Genomic DNA, 23344 nt, shown 5'->3' with positions numbered 1-23344 from the left:
ATCTAGCACAAACTCTAAATTTGCAACTCTTAATTGAACGAAAGTATGGAAGAAAGCAGCAAGGTAATGCAAGAACAGCGAATGAATCTATTCGTCACACTGTGGGCTAAACGTAAAATATTGATCATTGTTACCGCTACAGGACTAGTGGTTTCTACCCTTGTAGCTTTCTTGATGACACCTTTGTATCGATCTACAGCAATCGTATTCCCAGCTGCAACAAGTACTGTATCGTTCTCTGAACAACGAAATGCCAAAGCTTCATCAATGGATTTTGGTGAGGAAGAACAAGCAGAGCAGTTGATTCAAATCTTGCAATCTTCGAAAGTGCGTGATAAAGTGGTTCAACAATTCGATTTGATGAAACACTATGATATCGATGCATCTGACGTCAATAAACACTATAAGTTAGTCAAAGAATACAACGGTCACATCTTATTTGTGCGTACACGTTATGGTTCTATTCAGATTGATGTACTAGACAAAGATCCACAGTTGGCTGCGGATATGGCGAATAAAATCGTGGATTTAATTGATACCGTTAAAAATGAGATGGTGATGGAGCGAACTGTTCCAGCATTCGAAATCAACAAACGTAAAAAGGAACAATTAGAAAAAGATAAAGAAACGGTTTTGAATCAGCTGGATTCATTGGCTGCCTTAGGCGTTGTTCCCTTGGAAGGTCGTGCAAATCTATTTCAAGCTTATGTAGAAGCAAAAAATCCGGAAGACAAAGCAGATTTCAAACACCGTATTGATATTAATCTGGAATTCGGAGCCGTATTCGATGGATTGGAATATGTGCGAAATGAAAAGATTATGAAACTGGCAGATTTTGCTGCATCCTATGAACAAGCAGAATCAGATGCCAACACACAGTTCAATCATAAGTTTATTGTAGAACGCGCTGTTGTTGCAGACAAAAAAGACAAGCCTAAACGTTTGATCATTATGTTATTGGCAACCTTCGGAACGTTTGTATTTATGGTTTTTGCTTTGTTGCTTCAAGATAAAATCAAAGAACTCCGCAAGTTAGCTTAAGCGTGACTTTTCTTCGAGAAAATAGTTTATTGTTAGCCTTAGGACTCGCGTTTGTATGTCTGTTGGGCTACGGGTTTTGGTTCGACAACGAATACATTGCACTTATTCCGTACGCATTAATTGTACTTTTTGTAGCTCTATTCTATACGGAATACACGTTCTTTTTTATTATTGCAGCAACCCCTCTTTCCATCAATATTGAAGAATATACAGATAGTTTCGGCTTGTTTGTTCCAACCGAACCCTTACTCTTTGGAACGATGCTTTTACTCGTCATTCAAAACATCAAGTATTCTGTCTTTCCTGGTTATTTAAGGAATTCAACCATTGTTTGGACGGTAATTTTTTATTTAGCTTGGATCTTTTTCACTTCTATTACAAGCGAGAACACAACAACCTCCTTAAAATTTCTCTTAGCTCGACTTTGGTTTATTGTTCCCATTTTGTTTTACGGAAGCTCCATCTTCTACGAGCCCAAGAAAATTCGATGGTTTTTATGGCTATTCCTTTCCACAATGGTCGTTGCAATTACTTATACCTTAGTGATTCATGCATCTTACCGCTTTGGAGAAAAAGAAAGTCATTGGGTGATGTGGCCTTTCTTTAAAGATCACACCATTTATGGAGCATTGGTAGCATTAGTACTTCCATTGATTTTTGCCTTTTACTTTTCGCGCAAGCACAATCCTTTGCAACAGTTTATCCTAATCGGTTTCATGTTCATTACCTTATTGGGATTGTACTTCAGTTATACTCGAGCAGCTTGGTTGAGTGTTTTCTTGGGAATGGTTGTTTGGGGATTGATTCGGTATAAAGTGAGGTTTTCTTGGTTAGCAGGAATTACGCTAGTTATCGGTGTTTATATTTGGGTTTCTTGGGATTCCATTCAACAGGATTTGGCGCGAAATAAATACGAGCATACCACGGAAGAATTTGGAGAGCGTTTGCAAAGTGCTACCAATGTAACTACCGATGCATCGAATTTGGAACGAATCAATCGCTGGAATTGCGCCATTGATATGTTCAGAGAACGGCCTTGGGTTGGATTTGGACCAGGAATGTATTCCTTCGAATACGCAAGGTTTCAACGACCAGAAAATCTCACCATCATTTCTACCAACTTTGGAAACATGGGGAATGCACATAGTGAATATTTGGGTCCGCTTGCAGAAATGGGTTGGATTGGCATGTTAAGTATGCTCGCAATTGTGATTGCCATTTTTTACGAAGGAATTACACTTTACAACGATTGGCCGGAAGAAGATCGGGAAATAAAAACGCTGTTGATGGGTTTCATTATTTCCTTGTCGACCTATTTCATCCATGGATTCCTCAATAATTTTTTAGATACGGACAAAGCTGCCGTTCCCATTTGGGCAATGTGTGCTATCTTTATAGCCTTAAGAGCGCGCTTGAATCACATGCAGCGCCAGTCATCAAAGTAATTCCACATGTTTACAGGTATTATCGAAACCCTTGGAACCATTGTTGCAATTGAGAAAGATCAAAGCAACGTTCATTTCACAGTAGAATCTACGATTACTCATGAATTAAAAATCGATCAAAGTGTGGCTCACAATGGGTGTTGTTTGACGGTCGTGAAACTAGACGGAGATTCGTACGTGGTAACTGCCATTCAAGAAACTTTAGACAAAACAAATCTAAGTGATTGGGAAGTGGGTTCGAAAGTAAATTTGGAACGTTGCATGCTTTTAGGTGCTCGTTTGGACGGACATATCGTTCAAGGTCACGTGGATACAACGGCAACATGTAGTGCGATTGAAGATTTGAATGGAAGTTGGAAATACACGTTCCACTACGATTTTGATCAACCAACTGTAGCAAAAGGTTCTATTACTGTAAATGGAGTAAGCCTTACTGTTGTTGACTCCGAAAAAGGCTTATTTTCTGTTTGCATTATTCCATACACGCAAGAACATACCAATTTTCATGCTTTCAAAGTGGGCACAAAAATCAATTTGGAATTCGACATTATTGGGAAATATGTCGCTCGTTTGATGGAGCAACACAAAGCTTAATAATTTAGTAACACGTCTTCTAAAATCGATTTAGTCAATCGTATATTGTTGAAAATCAAATTTTTATATTTTTACTAAAATTTAGTTCAAATCTCTTCAACTAGAAAAAATTTAGGAACTTCCATTCCACTTTTCATACATTTGGAAAAAAATTCAAAAATGAAAAGACTTTTACTAATACCTATCTTATTTCTGGCGGTCGTAGCAAACGCTCAGATTGTAGACCAATTTAACTTTACGGGAGCACTAAATGCGAATGGTTGGACAAGCCATAGTGGTGCAGCGAATCAATTTCAATCAGACAATGTTGGATCTTTAACATATCCTGGACTTGCTCCAAGTGTAGGATTTAAAGCAAATTATGTCGCTGGTAATGCAGAGGATTTGAACAAAGCAATAACAATTGCTTCAGATTCTGCGTATTATTCTCTTATAGTTAATGTGCCTGTTGCTACAGGTTTAGTAGCTAATACTAACTTAACAGGAGAAAATTTCTTTGGTTTTGGACAAACAGCCGGAGCTAGCTTAAGTGTTTTCGCAGGTCAATTAAGAATTCGTGCAGGCGCGGTAGCAAATACATTTCAATTGGCGGTTGTAAATACAGGAGCAGGAAGTTTGCAACCTGTTTTCTCAGCAGATTATCCTACAGGAACACCTGTTTTTGTAGTGGTAAAAGTAAATAGAGTTGTTTCTCCTGTTCGCGCAAGTTTATGGATTAATCCAACTCCAGGATCTCTAACTGAATCAACTCCAACTTTAATTTCCACACTTGGGGCATCTACACTAACATTTTCAGGATTTAACTCTTTATATGTTAGACAAGCAGGAAACGCAACTTCAGGAACTGGAAATACTCAAATCGATGAAATTCGTGCAGGTTCTACTTGGGTGTCAGTTACTCCTGCTGGTGTTATTACTTGTGCAAACACAACTGCAACAATCGATACGGTTTCATGTGCAACTTCATACGAGGTTCCATCTGGAGATGAAACATATAATGTAGGTGGAACTTACTACGATACAATTCCAAATGCTGCGAATTGCGATAGTATTTTGACTATCAACTTGTCATTTGTTGCTTCCATTACTTATTACGCAGATACGGACGGTGATGGTTTAGGAAATCCACTTGTTTCTACAACAGGCTGTATAGCTCCTCCAGGTCATGTAACAAATTCAAATGACTGTGATGATACAAATGCTGCAATTGGAGCCGCAATAACTTATTACGCAGATACAGATGGTGACGGATACGGAAACGCTGCTTCTCCAATCGTTGCTTGTACGCCTCCAACAACTGGTTACTCTACAAATGATGATGATTGTAATGATAACAACAACGCAATTCACCCAGGGGCAACAGAAATTCCAAACAACGGAATCGACGAAGATTGTAATGGTTCTGATTTAGTGGTGGTAATTCCTCCGTTTGGAATGTATGAGTTTGAAGGAAACAGTTGTACAACTCCTGTACTTGGTGTTACAACACAACCAGCGAATGCAATCTTCGGTTTATTCGAAGCTCAGGGTGCGTTGACTTGTACTTCTGCTGGAGGAGTAATCAATTACAATGGATTTAATACAGGTGGTACGATTGATTTGACGCAGTATTACCGTTTTAACATCACTCCTGCAGCTTGTTATGGTTTGGATCTGAACATGATTAAGTTTAACCACAGATTGTCATCGACAGGTGGAACACCGACACTTCATGTGCGTTCAAGCTTAGATAATTATGCAGCTGACTTGTTCACAAAACAATTGGTGGTAAACGGTTCAAACTATTTATTGGATACGGTACAATTAGGTGCTGCGTTTGATAACATGACTTCTATGGTTGAATTCAGATTCTACATCACCAATATGGGGCAGACTGGAACCACTTACCGTTATGACAATGTTACAGTTTACGGAACTACGAACGCTTTACCTACACAAACATATTATGCAGATACGGACGGTGATGGTTTTGGAAACCCAGCAGCTCCTCAATCTGCTTGTACAGCTCCTCCTGGTCATGTTTTAGACAATACGGATTGTGATGACACAGACGAAGAAGAATTCCCTGGTGCAGTTTGGTATGCAGATACAGATGGTGATGGATTAGGTGATGCTGGTTCTTCTCAAGTTTCTTGTACGCGTCCTACAGATCACGTTAGTAACGATGATGATTGTAACGATACGGATGATCAAATAGGAATTATTATAACTTATTATGTGGATGGCGATGGCGATACGTTTGGTGATGCAGATGCTACTGGGGTTCCTTCTTGTACTCCAATTGTTGGATCTGTTACAAATAACACTGACTGCGATGATTCAGACGAGGATATAAACCCAAATGCTACTGAAGTATGTGATGGAGTCGACAACAACTGTGATGGTTCTACAGACGAAGGATTAACACTAGTTACTTACTACCAAGATACAGACAACGATACTTATGGAAATCCAGCTGTTTCTTTACAAGACTGTACGCAGCCAACGGGTTATGTGACAAATGATGATGACTGTAATGACGCGAATCCAGCAGCTTATCCTGGAGCAACAGAAATTAACGGAAACGGGGTAGATGAGAACTGCGACGGAGTAGACGGGTATTTAGGTATCGAAGAATCAATCCTTGCAAACTTAAACGTATACCCTAACCCAGGAACAAGTTCAGTTGTTTTAAATATGAGCAATGGATGGAACGGATTCAAAGTAACATTTGTGAGTGTTGATGGAAAAGAAATCACATTGACTTCTACTCAAACTTCAGCAACTGATTTAGAGTTCAATACAAATTCATTGGTTTCTGGAATTTATATCATTCGCTTAACTTCATCTGAAGGAACAGCAACCGTTCGCTGGACGAAGAATTAATCAGAAAATTAAAAAAATATAAGAAGGGCTATCTCGGATGAGGTGGCCCTTTTTAGGTTCAAAAATTAGGCAGTTTATGTTGAATTCTCTGTTTAAATTTTACCTTTTGCCTTTTGAATTCCCTTTCAGTACCTTTGCAGCAATGGAACACATCATTTATAACGTTACAGTAAGCCTTGATCCTTCAATAGAGCAGGATTGGGTGAATTGGATGCGCACCGTGCACATTCCCGATGTCATGGCAACAGGTTGCTTTTTAGAAAGTCGGATGTCGAAAATGAATAATGAGGAAGAAGGTGCTTGCACTTATGCAATGACCTATGTTGCTTACAGTCAAAACCATTTGGAAGATTATCAAAGCAATCATGCAGGGCGCTTGCAAGTGGAGCACAAAGGCAAATATGAAGGTCGTTTTGCCGCTTTCAGAAGCACATTAAATGTCATTCAACACTTCACACATGAAGAACGTTAGAGCCAAAAAACATTTGGGGCAACATTTCTTGAAAGACAAGGGTGTTTGCAAACGAATTGCCGAACAATTTAAGCACCATCAAGGAGTCAAAACGGCTATCGAGGTTGGTCCAGGAATGGGAGCTTTAACCGAATTTTTAATTCAAGATCCTGAAACAAATCTGTATGTCATGGATGTGGATCAGGAATCCATCGATTATTTGAAAATCAATTATTCGCAATTGGGAGAGCGGATTGTTTTTGCCGATTTTTTGAAAATAGACCCGACGACCATTGTTGGACAGGAACCTTTTGCAGTACTTGGAAACTTTCCCTACAATATTTCGTCTCAGATTCTATTTAAATGCATCGACCTCAAGGATCATGTTCCAGAAATTATGGGCATGTTCCAGAAAGAAGTTGCACTCCGTGTTGCTGAAAAACCTGGAACAAAGGTTTATGGAATTTTGAGCGTTTTACTTCAAGCCTATTATGACATTGAATATTGTTTCACGGTAGACGAGCATGTTTTTGATCCACCACCAAAAGTAAAATCAGGAGTGATTCGTTGTACTAGGAACAATAGAGAGAAACTTCCTTGTGATGAGAAATTATTCAAGCAAGTGGTGAAAATGTCATTCAATCAACGTCGTAAAACGATTCGCAATTCGATTAAAGCGTTACTTCCAGAAACGTATGAAGAAAATCCAATGCTACAGTTAAGACCTGAGCGTTTGGGTGTAGAAGAATTCATTGAGTTGACAAATTGGGTGGAAAAGCACCGAAAAGTTGAGTAAATCCTTTTAGAGAACAAACTGAGTCCTTCATTTTAACTTAAAAAAGAAAACTAGAAGTTCTCATAAAACAATATTAAATCTCTTTAACATTTCTAGCTTAACACTTGTTTTTAAATGATTTACTAACAAAATAAGGCCTTAAAACGGTCGTTCTGTGAATAAGTAATTGTTACCATTCATCCTTTTCTCTTTTCTCCTCTGAAAATTCGATTATTTTTGTGCGAAATTCAAAAAAACCGTACAATGTCACAAGAGAAATCAAGATACTCAGATAGTGAATTGGAAGAATTCCGTCAATTGATCAATGAGAAGTTGAAAGAAGCCCATGAAGATTACGACATGCTGAAAGCATCTTTGTCCAATAACAATCATGGTACGGATGATACTGGCAGAACTTTCAACATGATGGAAGATGGTTCTGAAACCTTATCTCGTGAAGAGGTAGCTCAGTTAGCAGCGCGTCAAGAAAAGTTTATTGAAAACTTGAAAAATGCATTGACTCGTATCGAGAATAAAACCTATGGAATTTGCCGTGTAACTGGTAAATTGATTCAAAAGGAGCGTTTGAAATTGGTGCCTCATGCTACATTGAGCATCGAAGCTAAGAACATGCAAAACAAATAAGTTGAAGAAACAACTCTATATCGTTTTAATAGCGGTATTCTGCATATTGCTCCTCGATCAAATCATGAAGATTTGGGTGAAGACATCCTTTGATATTGGTGGTGATGGGAATACAATGCCTGTTTTTGGGTCTTGGTTTAGACTCTTATACATCGAAAATCAGGGAATGGCCTTCGGCACCACATTTGGCTCAAGTATTTGGGCGAAACTGGGTCTGAGTATTTTCCGCGTTATTGCCATTTGTGCTATTGCATATTATTTCGTTAAACAATGGAGAAATGGTGCCAAAACAGAATTTCTAATTGCTATTGGATTCGTGTTTTCAGGAGCAACAGGAAACTTAATTGATTCCATGTTTTACGATTTCATTTTTGATTACGACCCATGTATTAGCTTCAATCATTTGGAAGGATCAGGTGTCTTTTCAGATTGTGGTCAATGGGGAACGATAGAAACACGTCATACAGGCTTTTTAATGGGGAATGTAGTGGACATGTTTCAGTTCACAGTTGAGTGGCCATCTTGGGTTCCTTGGTATGATAAAAATGGAGACAATCAGATATTTCCAGCAATTTGGAATGTAGCGGATGGAGCAATCAGCGTTGGTGTAATCATGATTATCCTCCGACAACGAAAATACTTCCCAAAAGAAAATAAGAAAACGGCTGCAGTGCAAGCTGCTTCAACAGAAGAAAATACGGATAAAACGGAGGAGTAATCTTCCGTTTTTTGTTTGATACAGGTCTGTTCGTGTAATGTTGTTAATGTGTTCTCGATACATTCCGACTAAAAGGTCGAAATACTCGAACTGACATTAACTGTATGGGTCGAGAATGACCAGAGTATCATTAAAGTAAGTTCAACACCTTTTCCACATCTTCTGGTGTATCAATATTTGGTGTTTCAATTTCTGTTTCTACCACTTGGATTTTATAGCCGTTATACAACCAACGCAATTGCTCCAATGATTCAATCTTTTCTAAGTGTGTTTCTTCCAATTCACTCAATTGAAGCAATACTTCCGAACGATAAGCATATAATCCAATGTGTCTTAAAAACGGGTAGATTTCCAACGGTTCTCCCTTCGCATTGGCAAAATTTGGAATAGGACTGCGGGAAAAGTAAAGCGCATTTTGATTCTTGTCAACAATGACTTTAATCCGATTGGGGTTCAAAATGTCTTCCATCTCAATCTTGCGAGAAGCCAACGTTGCAATTTGCACCTCTGGATTGGTAAAGGCTTGTAGCAACTGATCCAATTGTCGGGCATCCACCAATGGCTCATCTCCTTGAATATTGATTACAACATCGTAATTGTCTGCAAGACTTCGCACAATTTCTGCACAGCGATCTGTTCCCGTTGGATGTTTAGAATCCGTCATTTGTACTTTTCCTCCAAAACTTTCCACTGCTTCTACAATGCGTTGGTCATCTGTTGCTACAATTAAATCGGTGAGTAGAGAGGATTTCGCAGCTCCTTCCACAACCCGCTGAATCATTGTTTTACCTTTCAAATCAATGAGTGGTTTTCCTGGAAAACGAGAAGAACCATAACGAGCAGGAATGATGCCTAGGATGCGCATAATTTTTTCTTTCAAAGATAGTTATTTGGGAGAAACCCTCTCTGCGCTCTTTGCATCTTTGCGGTTCATTTTAACTTTACTATTCTTTATTTTTAAACGCGAAGGAGCAAAGAAAGCAAAGTTTGGCAACTCGGTTTATTCAATTCCCGACTTTTCATTAATTTTACCCATCATGAAATATCTATTTGTTGGTTTAGGAAATCCAGGTTCGAAATACGAAGAAACACGTCACAATATCGGTTTTAAGGTATTGGAGGCATTGGCGAAAGAACTAGGTGGAACGTTTACCCTTCAAAAAACAGCTGAAGTAGCAGAAGTCAAATTCAAAGGACGAACACTTATTTTAGTGAAACCAACAACCTACATGAATCTTTCAGGAAAAGCCGTGAATTATTACTTGCAACAAGAGAAGATTTTAAAAGAAAACATGGTTGTAGTGACTGATGATTTGGCTCTTCCTTTTGGAAAATTGCGCATGAAAGGAAAAGGATCAGATGGTGGGCACAACGGATTGAAAGATATTCAAGCTACACTGAACTCTGTTGAATATTGCCGTTTGCGTTTTGGGGTTGGATCAGATTTTCACAAAGGGCAACAAGTAGATTATGTCTTGGGCGAATGGAGTGCCGAAGAACGCGAGACTTTAAATGAACGAATCAACATTGCAACAGAGTTTTTAAAAGGCTTTGCTACAATAGGAATTCAATTAACCATGACAAATTGGAATGGCAAATAGAATCTCATTATCAGTAAGTTAACTTCTTTTAGCTGTTAAATCTTCGCATTTCACCGTTTTTAGCAATTTTGAATAAAAACTATCAATAACTTTGCAAGGCAAATAAATACCATTTGTACATAAAACTATGCAATACATTCGACTTACAAGAAGTGATGACTTTACGAAAAAGCTTTCCCAGCAAGTAGATGAATACCTGAAAACGAATAATTTAAAACGCTTTGGAAATTGGAGAATTTTAGTGAAAGTTCCCTTATTGTTTTCCATGTTCTTACTTCCCTATTTTTTAATGGTTTTTGGCGTTATCGAAAACCATTGGGCGCAATTTTTTATGACAGCAATTATGGGGGTTGGAATGGCTGGAATTGGACTTTCTATTATGCACGATGCAAATCATGGCGCTTTCTCCAAATACGGTTGGCTGAATAAAGTCATGAGTTTCTCCATGGAAATGCTTGGTGGATTTAATTTGAACTGGCGTATTCAGCACAATGTATTGCATCACAGCTTTACCAATGTTCACGACATGGATGAAGATATTGATTCTATTGGATTACTTCGTTTTTCACCTAATAAACCTCATAAAAAAGTACATCGTTTTCAAGCTTACTATGCTTGGTTCTTTTATGGTTTCATGACTTTGGCTTGGATGACGAACAAGGATTTCATGCAGTTGGCTCGCTACAGTAAAGAAGGCTTATTACAAGCTCAAAACACAACTTTTAGAAAAGCAATGACCCAATTAGTCATTTCAAAGGTTATCTATTATACATACATCATTGCTATTCCGTTGTTGGTGATGGATGTAACTTGGTGGCAAGTACTGATTGGATTTTTTGTGATGCATTTTATTTGTGGAATTATCCTCGCTTTTGTGTTTCAAGTAGCACATGTAATGCCTGAAACAGAATTCATGACAAAAGATGGGTATACGGAGAAGAATGATGACATTTCTTGGGCAAAACATCAATTGATGACGACTGCAAATTTCGAAAATTGGAATCCATTATTGACTTGGTATGTTGGTGGATTGAATTTTCAAATTGAGCATCATTTGTTCCCTGATATTTCACACATCCATTATCCAAAGATTGCAAAAATTGTGAAGAAAACAGCCAAAGAATATGGTGTGCAATACAATTACCATAAAACATTTGGTTCAGCGATTTTCAATCATTTGAGATTATTAAAACAATTGGGAAGAGCATAACAAGCATTTATCAAAATAAATTAGAAAGACGGGCATTGCTCGTCTTTTTTATTGTAATAAGTATTTTCGGATATTTCTTTGCGGTTCAACAACACCCTTTTACCGCTAAGAGGCAAAGGCGCAAAGTTTCCATGTAACTGCTTTGAATGTTTTGGGTAATCTGAATTCAACGGTTTTCTTAACTTTAAGAAAAGAGGAATGAATAATTAAGCTAAAGATGGGACACGATCACGCAGATCATCATGAGCAAAAACTAACAAAAGTCAACAGCGCATTCGTTGTTGGAATTGTTCTCAATCTACTTTTTGTAATCATAGAAGCTATTGTTGGGATTGCTATAGATTCTCTCTCCGTTTTGTCAGATGCAGGGCACAATCTCGCCGATGTTGGCACATTGGTACTCTCCCTATTAGCTTTTAAACTTACGAAGGTCAAACCAACGAATCGATACACATACGGCTATCGAAAAACCACAATTTTGGTAGCTTTATTTAATTCCCTACTCCTATTACTCACAATTGGAGCAATTATTTTTGGAGCTATCGAACACCTTTTTCATCCACAAAAAATTCCAGGATTAACCGTTTCCATCATTGCCGGAATTGGAATCGTCATCAATTTCACAACTGCTCTTTTCTTTTTTAGAAACAAGGAAAAAGACATCAATGTGAAGAGTGCTTACTTGCATTTATTAGCGGATGCGTTGGTTTCTGTGGGTCTAGTTATCGCAGGAATCGCTATTTATTACACACACCTTTATTGGTTGGATAGTATTTTCAGTTTGATTATCGCCGCAATTATCTTAGTTAGTACTTGGAAATTGATGAAAGAAAGCTTGCGCTTGTCTTTAGATGGCGTTCCAAGCACGATTCATTTGGAAGAAATTGAAACCAAGATTCAGATGGTAAATGGAGTAAAGGAAGTTTATCATATTCACATTTGGCCAATTAGTTCTACAGAAAATGCCTTGACAGCTCATTTAGTGATAGAAGACGATATAAATGGTGAACAAGAAGCTTTTATTAAGCATGAAATACGCCATTTACTCGAACATCAAAACATTCAGCATGTAACTCTTGAAACTGAGCGGGAAGATTGCAGGAATGGATCTTGCTAAAACACCATATATCACTGGGCTAATAGACACATGTCTATGCGTCTTTTAAGAGTTGTTGAATAAGTGACAAAACAAAAAACCCTCTCGATGAATTCGAGAGGGCTTCGTAGCATGTAGGTTATTTTATTTCTTTATAATCAATTGTTTCGTGACTGCTCCTTCACGAGAAAGAACTTTTACCCAATATACTCCGTCAGCTAATTCAGCTAAGTTCACGGTAAATACTGCACTCGTATTGTGCTGTGTAAACAAAGCTTGTCCGTTCGTTGAATAAACTATAACTTCTGAGTTTGCTACATTTGTTTCTATAGAAACAGAACTAGCAGTCGGATTTGGATACATCGTATATTCAAATGCATTGTTTTCATCAATTCCTAAACATGGATTTGAAATGATAACCACTGTGTCTTTATCTTGACAAAGATTTGCATTGGTAACTGTTAAAACATATGATCCTGCTTGAGTTGCAGTCGTATTTTGTGTTGTTGCTCCATTGCTCCATCCATAACTTGCATATCCTCCAGGACCATTCAAGTTAACAGGAAAATGATTCGAACAAACCGTCATATCAGCTCCTAAGTTAATCGAAGGTTCAGCAAGTAAAGCCAATACGAGCGTATCCTTGTCTATACATCCATTTGCATCCGTTCCAGTAACGATATAAGAACCAGCGACTGTTGCGTTGAAAGCAGTTCCATTCGTAATTCCGTTGTTCCAAACTAGGTTCGGAGCTCCTGTTGCTGTAAACGTAATGGAAGTTCCTGCACAAACTGTTTGATTTGAGCCAGCATCAACCGTTGGAAGTAGATTTACTGTTACAGTTAATGTATCTGAATCAGAACATCCGTAAATATCTGTTGCGGTAGCAATGTAAGCCATCGTAGCCGTTGGGAAGAAATCTATTCCGTCTTGCACACTGTTGTTCCATGTAATTGTTTCAGAAGTTACAGCTTCCAGATTCACAGTATCTCCAACACAAATCGCAATGTCAGAACCTGCAGCAATCGTTGGTAATGTCAATACTTGAATGATTTCTGAAAGCGTCGTATCTACACAAGCATGAGTTGTATTGGAAACATAAATACGGTAGTTTCCAGCTTCAGCTACATCCAATGAATTTCCAATTTCACCAACAATGATTTGATCATCTTTCAACCATTGAATGGTACTTTGAGCATTTCCTGGAATGGTTAAGCTCACCGTATCACCATCACAGATCGAATCCGTTGGAACCGTGATTGTTGCACCCGCTAAATCCACACATGTATTGATATCGAAGATAGAAAGCGTAGAACTTACTTCATTTGCTAAAATCACGATATCATTTCCAGTTGGAGAATCTTCTTTTTTGATGATAATAATTCCTTCAGCCCCAAGATCAGGACCAACCCCTACAAGATTACGATTGTTGTAATATCCAACAAAAACCGGGGCGCTTGGAACATCGACATTAAACATCATTACTCCACCAACACGCTCCAAGGAAACAAATAAGTAGTGATTTCCATTGATGATTGCCGTAGCAACCCCTTCTGGTTCTGGACCTTTATCATCTGAACGGTTTTTAGATACCGCTGCTCCGCTATTACTCGCATTGAACAAACCACTTAATGTGGGGTGATTTGCCGTGATTTGCTCGATTAAATCTTTTGAGTCATACACCAACGCTCCAGTTTGTGCATTCCAAATAGAGAATGAACGTGTTCCAAAAACGTGAATATCATCGATATCTCCATCGTTATCTGTATCACCACTCGTATTGGTAACATTGATTCGACCTAAGAATTGATTGTGTTTTAAGATATTTTGATCTGGAATAGAGGCATCCAATGGAGTAGCTGACAAACGTGCAACTTCAACGTAAAAACCAGTATATTCACGAGAATCTCCTTCATTTGCTGAGAAAATGTATTCTGTTCCAGCAATAGAAGCATGAGCCAAAGCGTCAGGCATAAACAATCCTTTGATTGGAGCCGAACCAATGAAAACACCTGCAGTTTGATCCGAAGCATCTAATCCGTTGTTTCCATTTGCATAATTCATCGTTCCCAAGGGACGAATCGCACTTACAGTTCCAGTAGCGATATTGATTACCGCCATTGCATTGTTCTCTTGAAGAGCCACATAAGCAGTTGAATTGTCTTCGGAAAGTGTGATGTATTCCGGTTCGAAATCCTGAGCTGCAGAAGCCCCTGGACCAAAAATTCGGATTCCCTGAGAACGCAAAGCAGCTTCTTGACCGTTGAATGATTGGAAATTGACCATCGTTACATTTGCTGCAGTTAATGAAGGGTAACCACCTGTAACATCAATAATTCCAACAGAACCTTCTGGATCAACTGTGTAATCTGACTTCGGTTCACCTTCACAAGCGACCAGTACTTTCGTGAAATCGTTGTTAAAAGTAACCATATCTGGCATTGCTCCAACAGGGACTTGCGAGATAAATGTCCCATTTTGATTAAAGAAAACAACATTTCCATTCAATTGCGGATTTGCATTTTCCATAGCTACAACAACCGTTCCATTGTGAACGGTCAATGAATTGATATTTCCATACGGTGTCATTGAAATTGAATTCAATAAAACGGGAGCTGCTGGATTCGCAAAGTTCACGATATCCAGTTTTGCACCGATGGAGTTTGCGATGTATAGTTTATCTGTTGTTGGGTCAAAAGCAACAATTTCTGCAGAATTACCACTTCCTCCATTTGAAAAACTGGAAAGCAAGTTTAACTTTAACTCGTTATTTGGTGCAGGAGTTTGGTAATCGTTGTCCTTGATATAGACAATTTGGAAGGAATTTGTTCCAATCGCAGCATTTTCTAAGGCTCTTATTTTCAAGATAACTTTCTCCGTTCTTTCAGCAAGTGCGTCATCCACAATTGTTAAGCCAACATTTTGAATTCCATTGAAACCTGCGGGAATTACTACTGTATCTTCTGCCAAAGTAAAGTCTGTGGTTTCAGTTGCATCGGTATATACCGAATAACTCAGAATGACTTTTGCAGGATAAATATTCGAAGAAGCAGCGTTAATGCCGATGTTTACTGTTCCTGCATTTTCCGCGAAATTTTGAGTAACCGCTGAGAATGTAAATGTTCCTGAAGCAGGAAGTAAATTCACACTTGAAAGATTGTCTAAAGTTGGAGTTACTAATGTCCAAGAGCGATTAGAAGTCCAAAGTCCGGTTTGTGTATTGTATGAACCAACCGCACGAATGGATTGATCATTTCCTGGATCACCTGCAAAGAATGAGGTGGTTTGAAGTTTTCCTCCAGTGTATAAATCATTTACGGGTAATTGGTAGCCATCCGCACCTGCATTTAATACAGCTGTTCCTAAAGATGTTCCATAAAATAATGCATCTACAGGAACACTAGAATTCGTAATTGCAGCTGAAGCTATATTAAAAACTGCGATTCCATCACCATTACTTCCTCCATTTCCAACAGCTCCATTTCCAGCAGCACCGAAACCATCACCACCAGTCGTTAGCGTATTTATTACACGAAGTTTTGTGCCTGTTGGAGCCATTGAACTTCCTCCTACATAAACTACATCTCCTCTGTTGACTGTACCTGTATTGATTTGAAAAGCATATGTAATTGCTCCTCCTTCAATCCAACCATTCAAAGTGGCTGCGGAGTTATTACAAACAACCGTATATGGAGTCGTTGCGAAATTGATATTACTCGTTGCAACCAATTCAATCCATTCAAATGGTGAATCTGTTCCTGTTGGATTCGTTAGAATTTCTGAAATTACGAGTCCTGGATTTTGAGAGAAACTTGTCATGCTCATCAAAATAGTCCCGATAAATAGTATTGTTTTTTTCATTGCTGTATAAACTTTCCACAAAGGTCTATTCAACATGTAATTAGAAAGATGAAGTTAAATGATTTTTTTGGCAAGACTGAGTTGTGAAATTGTAAATGAAATAAAATTCAGATAAACAAATTGTTTAAATCCGACCATTATTTTCAAGACAAATTCACCAAAAATTAATACTAATCCGATTTAGTGCCCCAATTCTTTAAAATAATCGTTGCAACACTTAAATCCAATAGATTGGTGATCTTCACATTCTCTTCATTTCCCGAAACGAGGTGAATTCGAGCTCCAATGGATTCTACCACACTCGCATCATCGGTAAATGTTGCGGCGTATTTTTGTTCATATGCTTTTTTGAGAAGTTTGGCTTCAAAAATTTGAGGCGTTTGAACAATTTGGTAATGACTTCTTGGGACAGCTACGCTACTTTCTCCTTCTACCAAACGAAGAGATTCTTTCACTGGAATAACAGGGATAACAGCCCTGTGTTTTTTGACTTCAAGAAGAAGTTGTGTTAAAACTCCTTGACTCACAAAAGGACGAACACCATCATGAACTGCAATCCAATCGCCTGTTGCCTTCTCCAATGCATTTTTTATCGAGTCAAAACGCTCTTCACCACCGGAAATGATTTCATGTTTGATTTGGAAAACATATTTCTCACACATTTCAGTCCAATCTTTCAAATAATCTGCTGGAAGTGTTACAATCAATTGGGCTGAAGTATCAAATGCATGAATACGCTCGATGGTATGCATCAAAATGGGCTTGTCGTTCAACAACAAAAATTGTTTGGGAATTAAGCCCCCCATTCTTTTTCCAATTCCTCCAGCAGTAATAATGAATGTAAGCATAGACTTTAAAGATAAAAGAATTTTGTAGTGACGCGACGCATCGCGTCACTACAAAACCAAACCCGATAAACAAAAAAAGGTTTCGTCATTGACGAAACCTTTCAAATATAGTAAACCACCAATTATTTCAATTGATTTGAATCTTTTTCAGCTTGAGCGTTGAATTTTCGTTGCCAGTTCAACCAATAGAATAACCCAATGAATCCAAGTACAATGCAAGAATAGTTAAAAATGTTCCCGATGTTATCGTAAAACCATGCACCATTTAAAATTTTCCCGAGTGTAAACCAAAAATTATTCATCTGTTCTCCTTTTAATTGGGACAAAGTAAATAAATTATTTGTTGATAAGGTTGGATTTTAGTGAAAAAGATTGATTTTTTCGTGATTTAGAATCGTTTTAAAGTTATTTGGCAAAAATTGAACCTCAAAATTGGTTCCCTAAGCAATAAGAATCTGTAACTTTGCAGTATAAAATTTAAAAAATATGTACCCACCAGAACTTGTACAACCAATGAAGGAAGACCTTACACGTGTGGGCTTTCAACAACTCGTATCAGCATCAGACGTAGATGCAACAATTCCAACTAGCAAAGGTGTTGCCTTGGTAGTTGTAAACTCTGTTTGCGGATGTGCAGCAGGAAATCTAAGACCAGGGGTGAAAAAATCTTTGGAAATAGCAGGAAAAAAACCAGATCATTTATTGACTGTTTTTGCTGGTGTTGATTCTGAAGCTACACAACAAGCACGTAAGTATTTTTTACCATTCCCTCCATCTTCACCATCAGTGGCATTGTTTAAGGACGGAAAATTGGTTCATTTCTTAGAAAGACACAATATCGAAGGAGTTACTGCAGCTATGATCGCTGAGAACTTAGAAGCAGCTTACGACGAATTTTGTTAAGAAGGATTTTAGGACACTATGATTTTAAGACTTCAGGACTGAATGACAAGTTAGTCAGCACGTCTTGAAGTCTTTTTTTATTACAAAATCTTATAGTCTTAATATCCTAAAATCTTGACGTCTTAAAATCCCGCTATGTTTATCGACACTCACACACATCTTTACTCCGAACAATTCAACGAAGACCGCACAGAAATGATTCAACGTGCAATTGCAGCTGGCGTTGAGCGCATGTACATGCCAAATATTGATTTGAATTCGGTAGAAGGAATGCATGCATTGGAACAGCAGTTTCCAAATAATTGCTTTGCCATGATGGGACTTCATCCATGTTCTGTGGATGCAAATTGGGAATTGGTACTTGCCAAAATGAAACTCTTACTCGAGAAAAGACCCTATGTGGCTGTTGGGGAAATTGGAATCGATTTGTATTGGGATAAGACATTTGTTGAAGAACAAAAAGAAGCTTTCCGAACTCAAATTAATTGGGCGAAAGAACTTCAAATTCCAATTGTGATTCATGCCAGAGATTCTTTTCCAGAGATTTATGAAGTGTTGGATCAAGAGAATGACGAACGTTTACGTGGAATCTTTCATTGTTTCACTGGCAATGAACAAGACGTCAAGAAAATTTTGGATTACAACGGATTTCTGTTTGGAATTGGAGGAGTTGTGACCTACAAAAAATCCGATTTACCTGAAACCCTGAGGCACATTCCACTGGAAAAAATCCTATTGGAAACAGATGCTCCCTATTTAGCACCAACACCTTTCCGTGGAAAACGAAATGAAAGCAGTTATGTGATTCACACAGCTGAAAAAATAGCCGAGATTTTAGAATTGCCTTTGAGTAAACTCCAGGAAGTAACGACTCAAAATGCGATGGATCTATTTCATCCATAATTCCCTTGCTTATTTCGTATTTTCAGTGAACTTTGTCTCACAACAATTAAATACGCATGAAGACAACGCCACAAGTACTGGTTATTTATACTGGAGGAACCATCGGAATGGTCAATGATCCACTGACAGGTTCATTAACTGCTTTTGATTTTGGTGATGTCTACAAACACATTCCCGAATTGGCGCGTTTAAATGTGCAATTGACCACACATGCTTTTCCACATCCAATCGATTCTTCAGAAATGAATCCTGCGTGGTGGAAAGAAATGGCTGAATTGGTGTACAATAAATACAACGAGTTTGACGGGTTTGTCATTCTCCATGGTTCAGATACAATGGCATTTTCAGCTTCTGCCTTGAGTTTCATGTTGCAAGGATTAAAAAAACCAGTCATTTTCACAGGATCTCAATTACCCATTGGAACAATTCGCACAGATGGCAAAGAAAATTTAGTAACAGCAATTGAAATTGCTGCTGCTAAAAACGAAAACGGAGCTCCTCGCATTCAAGAAGTAGCTATTTATTTTGAATATTCCTTGTATCGCGGAAACCGCACATCTAAAGTGTCTGCTTCTTCTTTCGAAGCATTTCGTTCGCCCAATTTGCGTCCGTTAGCCGTTGCAGGAGTGCACATCGATTATACTGGAGGAACGTTAGAATCATCAAAAGAATTGGAATTGTATACTGCTTTCGATGCTTCCGTAGCTCTAATTAAATTTTTCCCAGGAATCAATTGGAACATTTACGAATCATTGTTCGACACCAAAAAAACCAAAGCAATAATACTAGAAACCTATGGTTCTGGTAATGCTCCTTCTGATGCTAAATTCCACGAGTTATTATCGAATTACTTGCAAGCAGGAGGAATCGTCCTAAATATCACGCAATGTTCTACAGGAAGAGTGGAACAGGGAAAATACGAAACAAGCTCATTCTTCGAGAAAAACGGAGTGCTTTCCGGCTTTGACTTAACAACCGAAGCAGCAGTGACCAAAACCATGTATGCTTTGGGAAAAAGTGCGGGGAATGTGGAATTGGCGAAGGATATTTTGAAGAAGTCGGTTTGCGGGGAAGTGACGGTGTAGTCAAAACTTTATAAAACAAAAATCCCGCCGTTAAGCGGGATAATTCTTGCAGAGAGGAAGAGATTCGAACCTCATCCCTCAAAGCCTTTATAATAGGAACTTCTTTACTTCTATTTATCAAAACTCCCCGAATAACTCACCTTTTGTTTTGCTACTATTTGTGTAAGAACGATATGCAGCAAAGATACGGAATTTATCAATGTGTTTTGTGCAAATAAGTTCAAAAAATGGACTAGTTTATAGTTTGGTTTACAGTCTAATAGAACAGAATTACAATCTGAAATTTCAAATTTGGAGTAATTATTAATTACGAGAATTAGATGATTATTTCATTCACTTTTTCGGCATCCAATCCAAGGTATTTCGAGAATTCAATAACGGTAATTACCTGGTGCGTTTCTTTGTTGAAATGCGCTTTCATTTTCTTCATGAGGTAACGACAATAGCGCTCGCTTTTGCCAGTTATTAGCATGATGTCTTTTGGATATATGACTAAGCGTTTTTCTTTCATGTTTTGATACTCTATCCGTACTTAATCCATTCAGTATCCATGGTTAAGCCTTGCTCAAATTTAAGGTGAATTTGGAGCATTTCAAGGTGCAAAAATGACACAATTCCGCACAAAGTAAACGATGCGGTATAGGTTGCTTGATTGCTTTTGAAATTCGTTGAATGTTTGTCTCGTCAATGCGATTCAGATGCGCGCTAATCTAAGATTTCTGATTTGAGTTGATAGGCGAATTGACCTGCCTAGAAATCGGTCAAAGAGAAATACAAATTATCATGGCAAGACAATCTGGCCTTATTAAGTTGAAAGGGACGTTGGATAATGTCAATTTCTACAAATCGAAAGATGGGAACCTTGCGCGCATGAAAACGTCTGTTGACGCTAAGCGCATTGCAAATGATCCTGCTTTCGTTCGAACGCGTGAGAATGGAGCCGAATTCGGTTCTTCTGCTAAAGCGGGGAAACTCGTTCGAAGCTCGTTGCGACCGCTCATGCAAACAGCAAGTGACGGAGCAGTTACTTCACGAATGACGAAAGTCATGACAATGGTGAAGAACTACGACGTGACTTCTGAGCGCGGAGGGCGAAACGTGGCTTCGGGAATAGCTGACCCAGCAGCAAAAGAATTGTTGAAGGGTTTCAACTTCAACATTCGCTCTGCGTTGGGAAGCGTGTTCTACAAGCCGTACACGGTTGACGTGAATACAGGCACGATTACGATTAACCAGTTGGTTCCAATCAACGATGTTAATTTCCCGCTTGGCGCAACGCACGTAACGCTTAAAAGCGCCTGGACGAAAGTTGATTTTTCAACTGGAGTTACAGACACTCAAATTTCTCCTGAATCAAACTTATTGATTGATTCAACATCTTCTGATGTTACCCTTACCCCTCCGCAAGCTCCAACTGGAACAGGTACAAATATTTTTGTTTTGTGCTTGGAGTTCTACCAAGAAGTGAATGGAATGCAGTACTCATTGAAAAATGGGGCTTACAATGTGCTTTCCATTGTTGAAATTAACTAATCTGAAGAATCATGAAAAAGTCAAATGTAAACGACCCGAAATTCAAAGATCAGTTGAAGTCTTTTTTCAGACGTTGCAATAGCGAAACACCTCCTTTCTTCAAAAAACTCCGTTTGGCTGGATTAGTAACAGTAGCTGCAGGAACGGCATTGTTGGCCGCTCCAGTTGCACTGCCCGCAGCACTTGTAACTGTTGCAGGTTACTTAATCGTGGGTGGAACCGTAGCTTCAGCTATGAGTCAAGCGGCAATTGCTGAAGACGGGAAGAAAAACGATGAATAATCGAAGGATTGACCATCAAAAAGAAAACCGAGTAAATAATCAAAAGCGCCTAGGTTCCGCGCATGTGGAACCAGGTGCTTTAAATCTCAAAAGTATGAAAGCAGAAAATTGTGCAAACAGCAATTTGAGCGTGAATATCAAGACAAAACGAAGACCACGCTTTAAAGCTGGAGCTGAGTTGTCTGGTGCTGTGAACCTTGTTGCTATCGATGTGAACGAGGAAATGATTGACGACACAGAAGTGTTTGAAATCAGCATCAAACTTGATAGCACTAGTTGCTCAAAAGAGGATTCTTGTCCTAATTAATCCAAAAAGCAACTAGCAATGACGCCACATCAAGACACCACAACAGTAGCAGGAACGGTTACCGGTACAGTGTTTACCATTGCTGCGAATATCGATTCGCAAGATTTTTCAAAGACAGTGATTCTCGCATGTGTTGGTGCAGTGGCCAGTTTCATTGTTAGTTTGATTCTCAAGCGGATTTGGAAGTATTTATCAGAATAAATGAACGGCACTTCGCGATAGCCATCGGGAGGTGCCGTATTTTTTTTGAGTTTATCGTTTTGACATTACTAAGGACATCATTGAATGATCACTAATTTTATTTTCTCGGTATTTGTGCTCATAATAACAATTTACAACTTGATCATTAAGTTGACTGTGAATATAAAAATGGTCTAGTCTGAAGCCATTACCAGCACTACTATACCAAGAATACTCCTTTTTATCTGGATTTAGATTTCTCCAAACATCAATTAATCCTTTTTCCTCAAACTTGTTTAGATAACCCGAATCAATAAAGGTTGCGCCCTTTTCATCCTGAAAATGTTTACCTGTATTGTAATCACCTGTGATTATTATGTTTTTGGTGGTGTTTTTGTCAATTTCATTTAGTAAAAATTCGAACACCTTTCGCTTATGTTCGTTCAAAGGGAAATAACAGCCATAAATAGTAAATGACGAATTTTCTAGTTTGATTATTCGGTTTTTATGCTCTTCCAATTCTTCAAAAGATGTAGAAGAAAATTCTGTTTTACTTGCAATCAAAACAGAATTCACAGTTGGAGGACAGTCTACAGTATACAAACAAGTATAGCCGGATTCAATTAACTCGCGCTTGAGTAATTCACTTCCCGAATTGTTTCTGAATTCAGTTAGGATAAACAAGTCAGTGTCGATATTCTCCTTTAGAGAAGTAATAATAGAGTTAATCCTTTTCCCACCTCCATGTTGTAAATTCCAAGTTGTGATTTTCATGTTCTTGATTGGTTTTCGAGTCTTAAAATAATCAGAATTCAAGATTTCCCTTCGCATTTTCGGAAATTGATTATCATCACCAATCCTTCCCACAAAATTAAACCCAAAAGAAAAAGAGAAAAAAGAAAGAGCAAACCCGAGTGGCTAACATTTTAGGCATGCAAGGTTTTTGGAGAAAAAATGATTACACCGAATGTAATTTGAAAGTTGATTGTTCTGTGAACTAGG

The 23344-nt window shown here is 38.3% G+C and carries 24 protein-coding genes; 18 read left to right on the top strand and 6 right to left on the bottom strand.

From position 1 onward, the window contains the following. The first annotated feature begins 45 nt into the window (after positions 1-45). The 8 genes from FLUTA_RS08670 to FLUTA_RS08635 all read left to right on the top strand — a co-directional run bounded on the left by FLUTA_RS08670 (position 46) and on the right by FLUTA_RS08635 (position 8534). Positions 46-1041 carry a Wzz/FepE/Etk N-terminal domain-containing protein gene (locus tag FLUTA_RS08670; RefSeq protein ID WP_013686490.1) on the top strand — a complete coding sequence of 332 codons (996 nt, stop codon included), beginning with the start codon at positions 46-48 and terminating at the stop codon, positions 1039-1041. 2 nt (positions 1042-1043) lie between these two features. Next, entirely contained in the window at positions 1044-2486 is a 1443-nt protein-coding gene (locus FLUTA_RS08665) for an O-antigen ligase family protein (protein WP_013686489.1), read from the top strand. Positions 2487-2492: 6 nt separating this feature from the next. Then, positions 2493-3080, top strand: coding sequence for a riboflavin synthase (locus FLUTA_RS08660; protein WP_013686488.1), 588 nt, complete (start codon positions 2493-2495; stop codon positions 3078-3080). 159 nt (positions 3081-3239) lie between these two features. After that, entirely contained in the window at positions 3240-5945 is a 2706-nt protein-coding gene (locus FLUTA_RS08655; protein WP_013686487.1) for a MopE-related protein, read from the top strand. A gap of 76 nt (positions 5946-6021) precedes the next feature. Continuing rightward, positions 6022-6417, top strand: coding sequence for a DUF4286 family protein (locus FLUTA_RS08650; protein WP_169312073.1), 396 nt, complete (start codon positions 6022-6024; stop codon positions 6415-6417). After that, complete coding sequence (gene rsmA, locus FLUTA_RS08645) at positions 6404-7192, top strand: 16S rRNA (adenine(1518)-N(6)/adenine(1519)-N(6))-dimethyltransferase RsmA (protein ID WP_013686485.1); 789 nt, start codon at positions 6404-6406, stop codon at positions 7190-7192. Before FLUTA_RS08650 ends, rsmA begins: the two co-directional genes overlap by 14 nt. A 243-nt stretch (positions 7193-7435) precedes the next feature. After that, the gene (locus FLUTA_RS08640) at positions 7436-7816 is read left to right on the top strand and encodes a TraR/DksA family transcriptional regulator (RefSeq protein ID WP_013686484.1); all 381 of its coding nucleotides are present in this window, start codon (positions 7436-7438) and stop codon (positions 7814-7816) included. A 1-nt stretch (position 7817) separates the two neighbouring features. After that, positions 7818-8534, top strand: coding sequence for a signal peptidase II (locus FLUTA_RS08635; RefSeq protein ID WP_013686483.1), 717 nt, complete (start codon positions 7818-7820; stop codon positions 8532-8534). A gap of 130 nt (positions 8535-8664) precedes the next feature. On the opposite strand, the gene kdsB is transcribed toward FLUTA_RS08635, so the two are convergent. Then, positions 8665-9414: a 3-deoxy-manno-octulosonate cytidylyltransferase gene (gene kdsB, locus FLUTA_RS08630; RefSeq protein ID WP_218916785.1), complete on the bottom strand. Its 750-nt coding sequence runs from the start codon at positions 9412-9414 to the stop codon at positions 8665-8667. Between the two features lie 157 nt (positions 9415-9571). On the opposite strand from kdsB, the gene pth reads away from it, so the two are divergent. From pth to FLUTA_RS08615, 3 genes are all read left to right on the top strand, one after another. Beyond that, positions 9572-10135, top strand: a complete 564-nt coding sequence (pth, locus tag FLUTA_RS08625; protein ID WP_013686481.1) for an aminoacyl-tRNA hydrolase — start codon at positions 9572-9574, stop codon at positions 10133-10135. Between the two features lie 127 nt (positions 10136-10262). Next, a complete protein-coding gene (locus FLUTA_RS08620; RefSeq protein WP_013686480.1) occupies positions 10263-11345 on the top strand; it encodes a fatty acid desaturase family protein in 1083 nt (360 codons plus the stop codon). A gap of 217 nt (positions 11346-11562) precedes the next feature. Then, positions 11563-12462, top strand: a complete 900-nt coding sequence (locus FLUTA_RS08615; protein ID WP_013686479.1) for a cation diffusion facilitator family transporter — start codon at positions 11563-11565, stop codon at positions 12460-12462. Positions 12463-12585: 123 nt separating this feature from the next. Here FLUTA_RS08615 and FLUTA_RS20720 read toward each other — a convergent pair whose 3' ends face one another. The 3 genes from FLUTA_RS20720 to FLUTA_RS08600 form a co-directional block, all read right to left on the bottom strand. Further along, the gene (locus tag FLUTA_RS20720; protein WP_169312072.1) at positions 12586-16302 is read right to left on the bottom strand and encodes a choice-of-anchor I family protein; all 3717 of its coding nucleotides are present in this window, start codon (positions 16300-16302) and stop codon (positions 12586-12588) included. Between the two features lie 170 nt (positions 16303-16472). Further along, positions 16473-17150, bottom strand: a complete 678-nt coding sequence (locus tag FLUTA_RS08605) for a 2-C-methyl-D-erythritol 4-phosphate cytidylyltransferase (RefSeq protein WP_013686477.1) — start codon at positions 17148-17150, stop codon at positions 16473-16475. Between the two features lie 122 nt (positions 17151-17272). Next, a complete protein-coding gene (locus FLUTA_RS08600) occupies positions 17273-17452 on the bottom strand; it encodes a hypothetical protein (protein ID WP_013686476.1) in 180 nt (59 codons plus the stop codon). Between the two features lie 184 nt (positions 17453-17636). Here FLUTA_RS08600 and FLUTA_RS08595 point away from each other — a divergent pair, with 184 nt between their 5' ends. From FLUTA_RS08595 to FLUTA_RS08585, 3 genes are all read left to right on the top strand, one after another. Continuing rightward, entirely contained in the window at positions 17637-18053 is a 417-nt protein-coding gene (locus FLUTA_RS08595; protein ID WP_013686475.1) for a BrxA/BrxB family bacilliredoxin, read from the top strand. Positions 18054-18188: 135 nt separating this feature from the next. Further along, complete coding sequence (locus FLUTA_RS08590) at positions 18189-18956, top strand: TatD family hydrolase (protein ID WP_013686474.1); 768 nt, start codon at positions 18189-18191, stop codon at positions 18954-18956. A gap of 56 nt (positions 18957-19012) precedes the next feature. Continuing rightward, positions 19013-20041: an asparaginase gene (locus FLUTA_RS08585; RefSeq protein WP_013686473.1), complete on the top strand. Its 1029-nt coding sequence runs from the start codon at positions 19013-19015 to the stop codon at positions 20039-20041. A 316-nt stretch (positions 20042-20357) separates the two neighbouring features. On the opposite strand, the gene FLUTA_RS08580 is transcribed toward FLUTA_RS08585, so the two are convergent. Next, the gene (locus FLUTA_RS08580) at positions 20358-20552 is read right to left on the bottom strand and encodes a hypothetical protein (RefSeq protein ID WP_013686472.1); all 195 of its coding nucleotides are present in this window, start codon (positions 20550-20552) and stop codon (positions 20358-20360) included. 272 nt (positions 20553-20824) lie between these two features. Here FLUTA_RS08580 and FLUTA_RS08575 point away from each other — a divergent pair, with 272 nt between their 5' ends. The 4 genes from FLUTA_RS08575 to FLUTA_RS08560 all read left to right on the top strand — a co-directional run bounded on the left by FLUTA_RS08575 (position 20825) and on the right by FLUTA_RS08560 (position 22363). Beyond that, a complete protein-coding gene (locus FLUTA_RS08575; protein WP_013686471.1) occupies positions 20825-21574 on the top strand; it encodes a hypothetical protein in 750 nt (249 codons plus the stop codon). 11 nt (positions 21575-21585) lie between these two features. Then, complete coding sequence (locus FLUTA_RS08570) at positions 21586-21855, top strand: hypothetical protein (protein WP_013686470.1); 270 nt, start codon at positions 21586-21588, stop codon at positions 21853-21855. Positions 21856-21949: 94 nt separating this feature from the next. Then, positions 21950-22162: a hypothetical protein gene (locus tag FLUTA_RS08565; RefSeq protein ID WP_083800596.1), complete on the top strand. Its 213-nt coding sequence runs from the start codon at positions 21950-21952 to the stop codon at positions 22160-22162. Positions 22163-22180: 18 nt separating this feature from the next. Further along, positions 22181-22363, top strand: a complete 183-nt coding sequence (locus tag FLUTA_RS08560) for a hypothetical protein (protein WP_013685345.1) — start codon at positions 22181-22183, stop codon at positions 22361-22363. Positions 22364-22414: 51 nt separating this feature from the next. Here FLUTA_RS08560 and FLUTA_RS08555 read toward each other — a convergent pair whose 3' ends face one another. Beyond that, positions 22415-23116 carry an endonuclease/exonuclease/phosphatase family protein gene (locus FLUTA_RS08555; protein WP_148235412.1) on the bottom strand — a complete coding sequence of 234 codons (702 nt, stop codon included), beginning with the start codon at positions 23114-23116 and terminating at the stop codon, positions 22415-22417. Positions 23117-23344: the final 228 nt, after the last annotated feature.

It is taken from the genome of Fluviicola taffensis DSM 16823, assembly GCF_000194605.1.
GTDB classification, from domain to species: Bacteria; Bacteroidota; Bacteroidia; order Flavobacteriales_D; family Crocinitomicaceae; genus Fluviicola; species Fluviicola taffensis.
Note: the sequence above shows the minus strand (reverse complement) of the source record. Positions and strands in the feature narration are given on the sequence as shown.

Bases quoted from the DNA above. Each gene is read 5' to 3' on its own strand.
- FLUTA_RS08605 (WP_013686477.1), bottom strand. From the start codon at position 17,150: ATGCTTACATTCATTATTACTGCTGGAGGAATTGGAAAAAGAATGGGG.
- FLUTA_RS08600 (WP_013686476.1), bottom strand. From the start codon at position 17,452: ATGAATAATTTTTGGTTTACACTCGGGAAAATTTTAAATGGTGCATGG.
- FLUTA_RS08590 (WP_013686474.1), top strand. From the start codon at position 18,189: ATGTTTATCGACACTCACACACATCTTTACTCCGAACAATTCAACGAA.
- FLUTA_RS08560 (WP_013685345.1), top strand. From the start codon at position 22,181: ATGACGCCACATCAAGACACCACAACAGTAGCAGGAACGGTTACCGGT.
- FLUTA_RS08570 (WP_013686470.1), top strand. From the start codon at position 21,586: ATGAAAAAGTCAAATGTAAACGACCCGAAATTCAAAGATCAGTTGAAG.
- FLUTA_RS08580 (WP_013686472.1), bottom strand. From the start codon at position 20,552: ATGAAAGAAAAACGCTTAGTCATATATCCAAAAGACATCATGCTAATA.
- FLUTA_RS08650 (WP_169312073.1), top strand. From the start codon at position 6,022: ATGTTGAATTCTCTGTTTAAATTTTACCTTTTGCCTTTTGAATTCCCT.
- FLUTA_RS08595 (WP_013686475.1), top strand. From the start codon at position 17,637: ATGTACCCACCAGAACTTGTACAACCAATGAAGGAAGACCTTACACGT.
- rsmA (WP_013686485.1), top strand. From the start codon at position 6,404: ATGAAGAACGTTAGAGCCAAAAAACATTTGGGGCAACATTTCTTGAAA.
- FLUTA_RS08640 (WP_013686484.1), top strand. From the start codon at position 7,436: ATGTCACAAGAGAAATCAAGATACTCAGATAGTGAATTGGAAGAATTC.
- FLUTA_RS08555 (WP_148235412.1), bottom strand. From the start codon at position 23,116: ATGAAAATCACAACTTGGAATTTACAACATGGAGGTGGGAAAAGGATT.
- FLUTA_RS08620 (WP_013686480.1), top strand. From the start codon at position 10,263: ATGCAATACATTCGACTTACAAGAAGTGATGACTTTACGAAAAAGCTT.
- FLUTA_RS08660 (WP_013686488.1), top strand. From the start codon at position 2,493: ATGTTTACAGGTATTATCGAAACCCTTGGAACCATTGTTGCAATTGAG.
- FLUTA_RS08615 (WP_013686479.1), top strand. From the start codon at position 11,563: ATGGGACACGATCACGCAGATCATCATGAGCAAAAACTAACAAAAGTC.
- FLUTA_RS08655 (WP_013686487.1), top strand. From the start codon at position 3,240: ATGAAAAGACTTTTACTAATACCTATCTTATTTCTGGCGGTCGTAGCA.
- FLUTA_RS08565 (WP_083800596.1), top strand. From the start codon at position 21,950: ATGAAAGCAGAAAATTGTGCAAACAGCAATTTGAGCGTGAATATCAAG.
- pth (WP_013686481.1), top strand. From the start codon at position 9,572: ATGAAATATCTATTTGTTGGTTTAGGAAATCCAGGTTCGAAATACGAA.
- FLUTA_RS20720 (WP_169312072.1), bottom strand. From the start codon at position 16,302: ATGAAAAAAACAATACTATTTATCGGGACTATTTTGATGAGCATGACA.
- FLUTA_RS08575 (WP_013686471.1), top strand. From the start codon at position 20,825: ATGGCAAGACAATCTGGCCTTATTAAGTTGAAAGGGACGTTGGATAAT.
- FLUTA_RS08585 (WP_013686473.1), top strand. From the start codon at position 19,013: ATGAAGACAACGCCACAAGTACTGGTTATTTATACTGGAGGAACCATC.
- FLUTA_RS08670 (WP_013686490.1), top strand. From the start codon at position 46: ATGGAAGAAAGCAGCAAGGTAATGCAAGAACAGCGAATGAATCTATTC.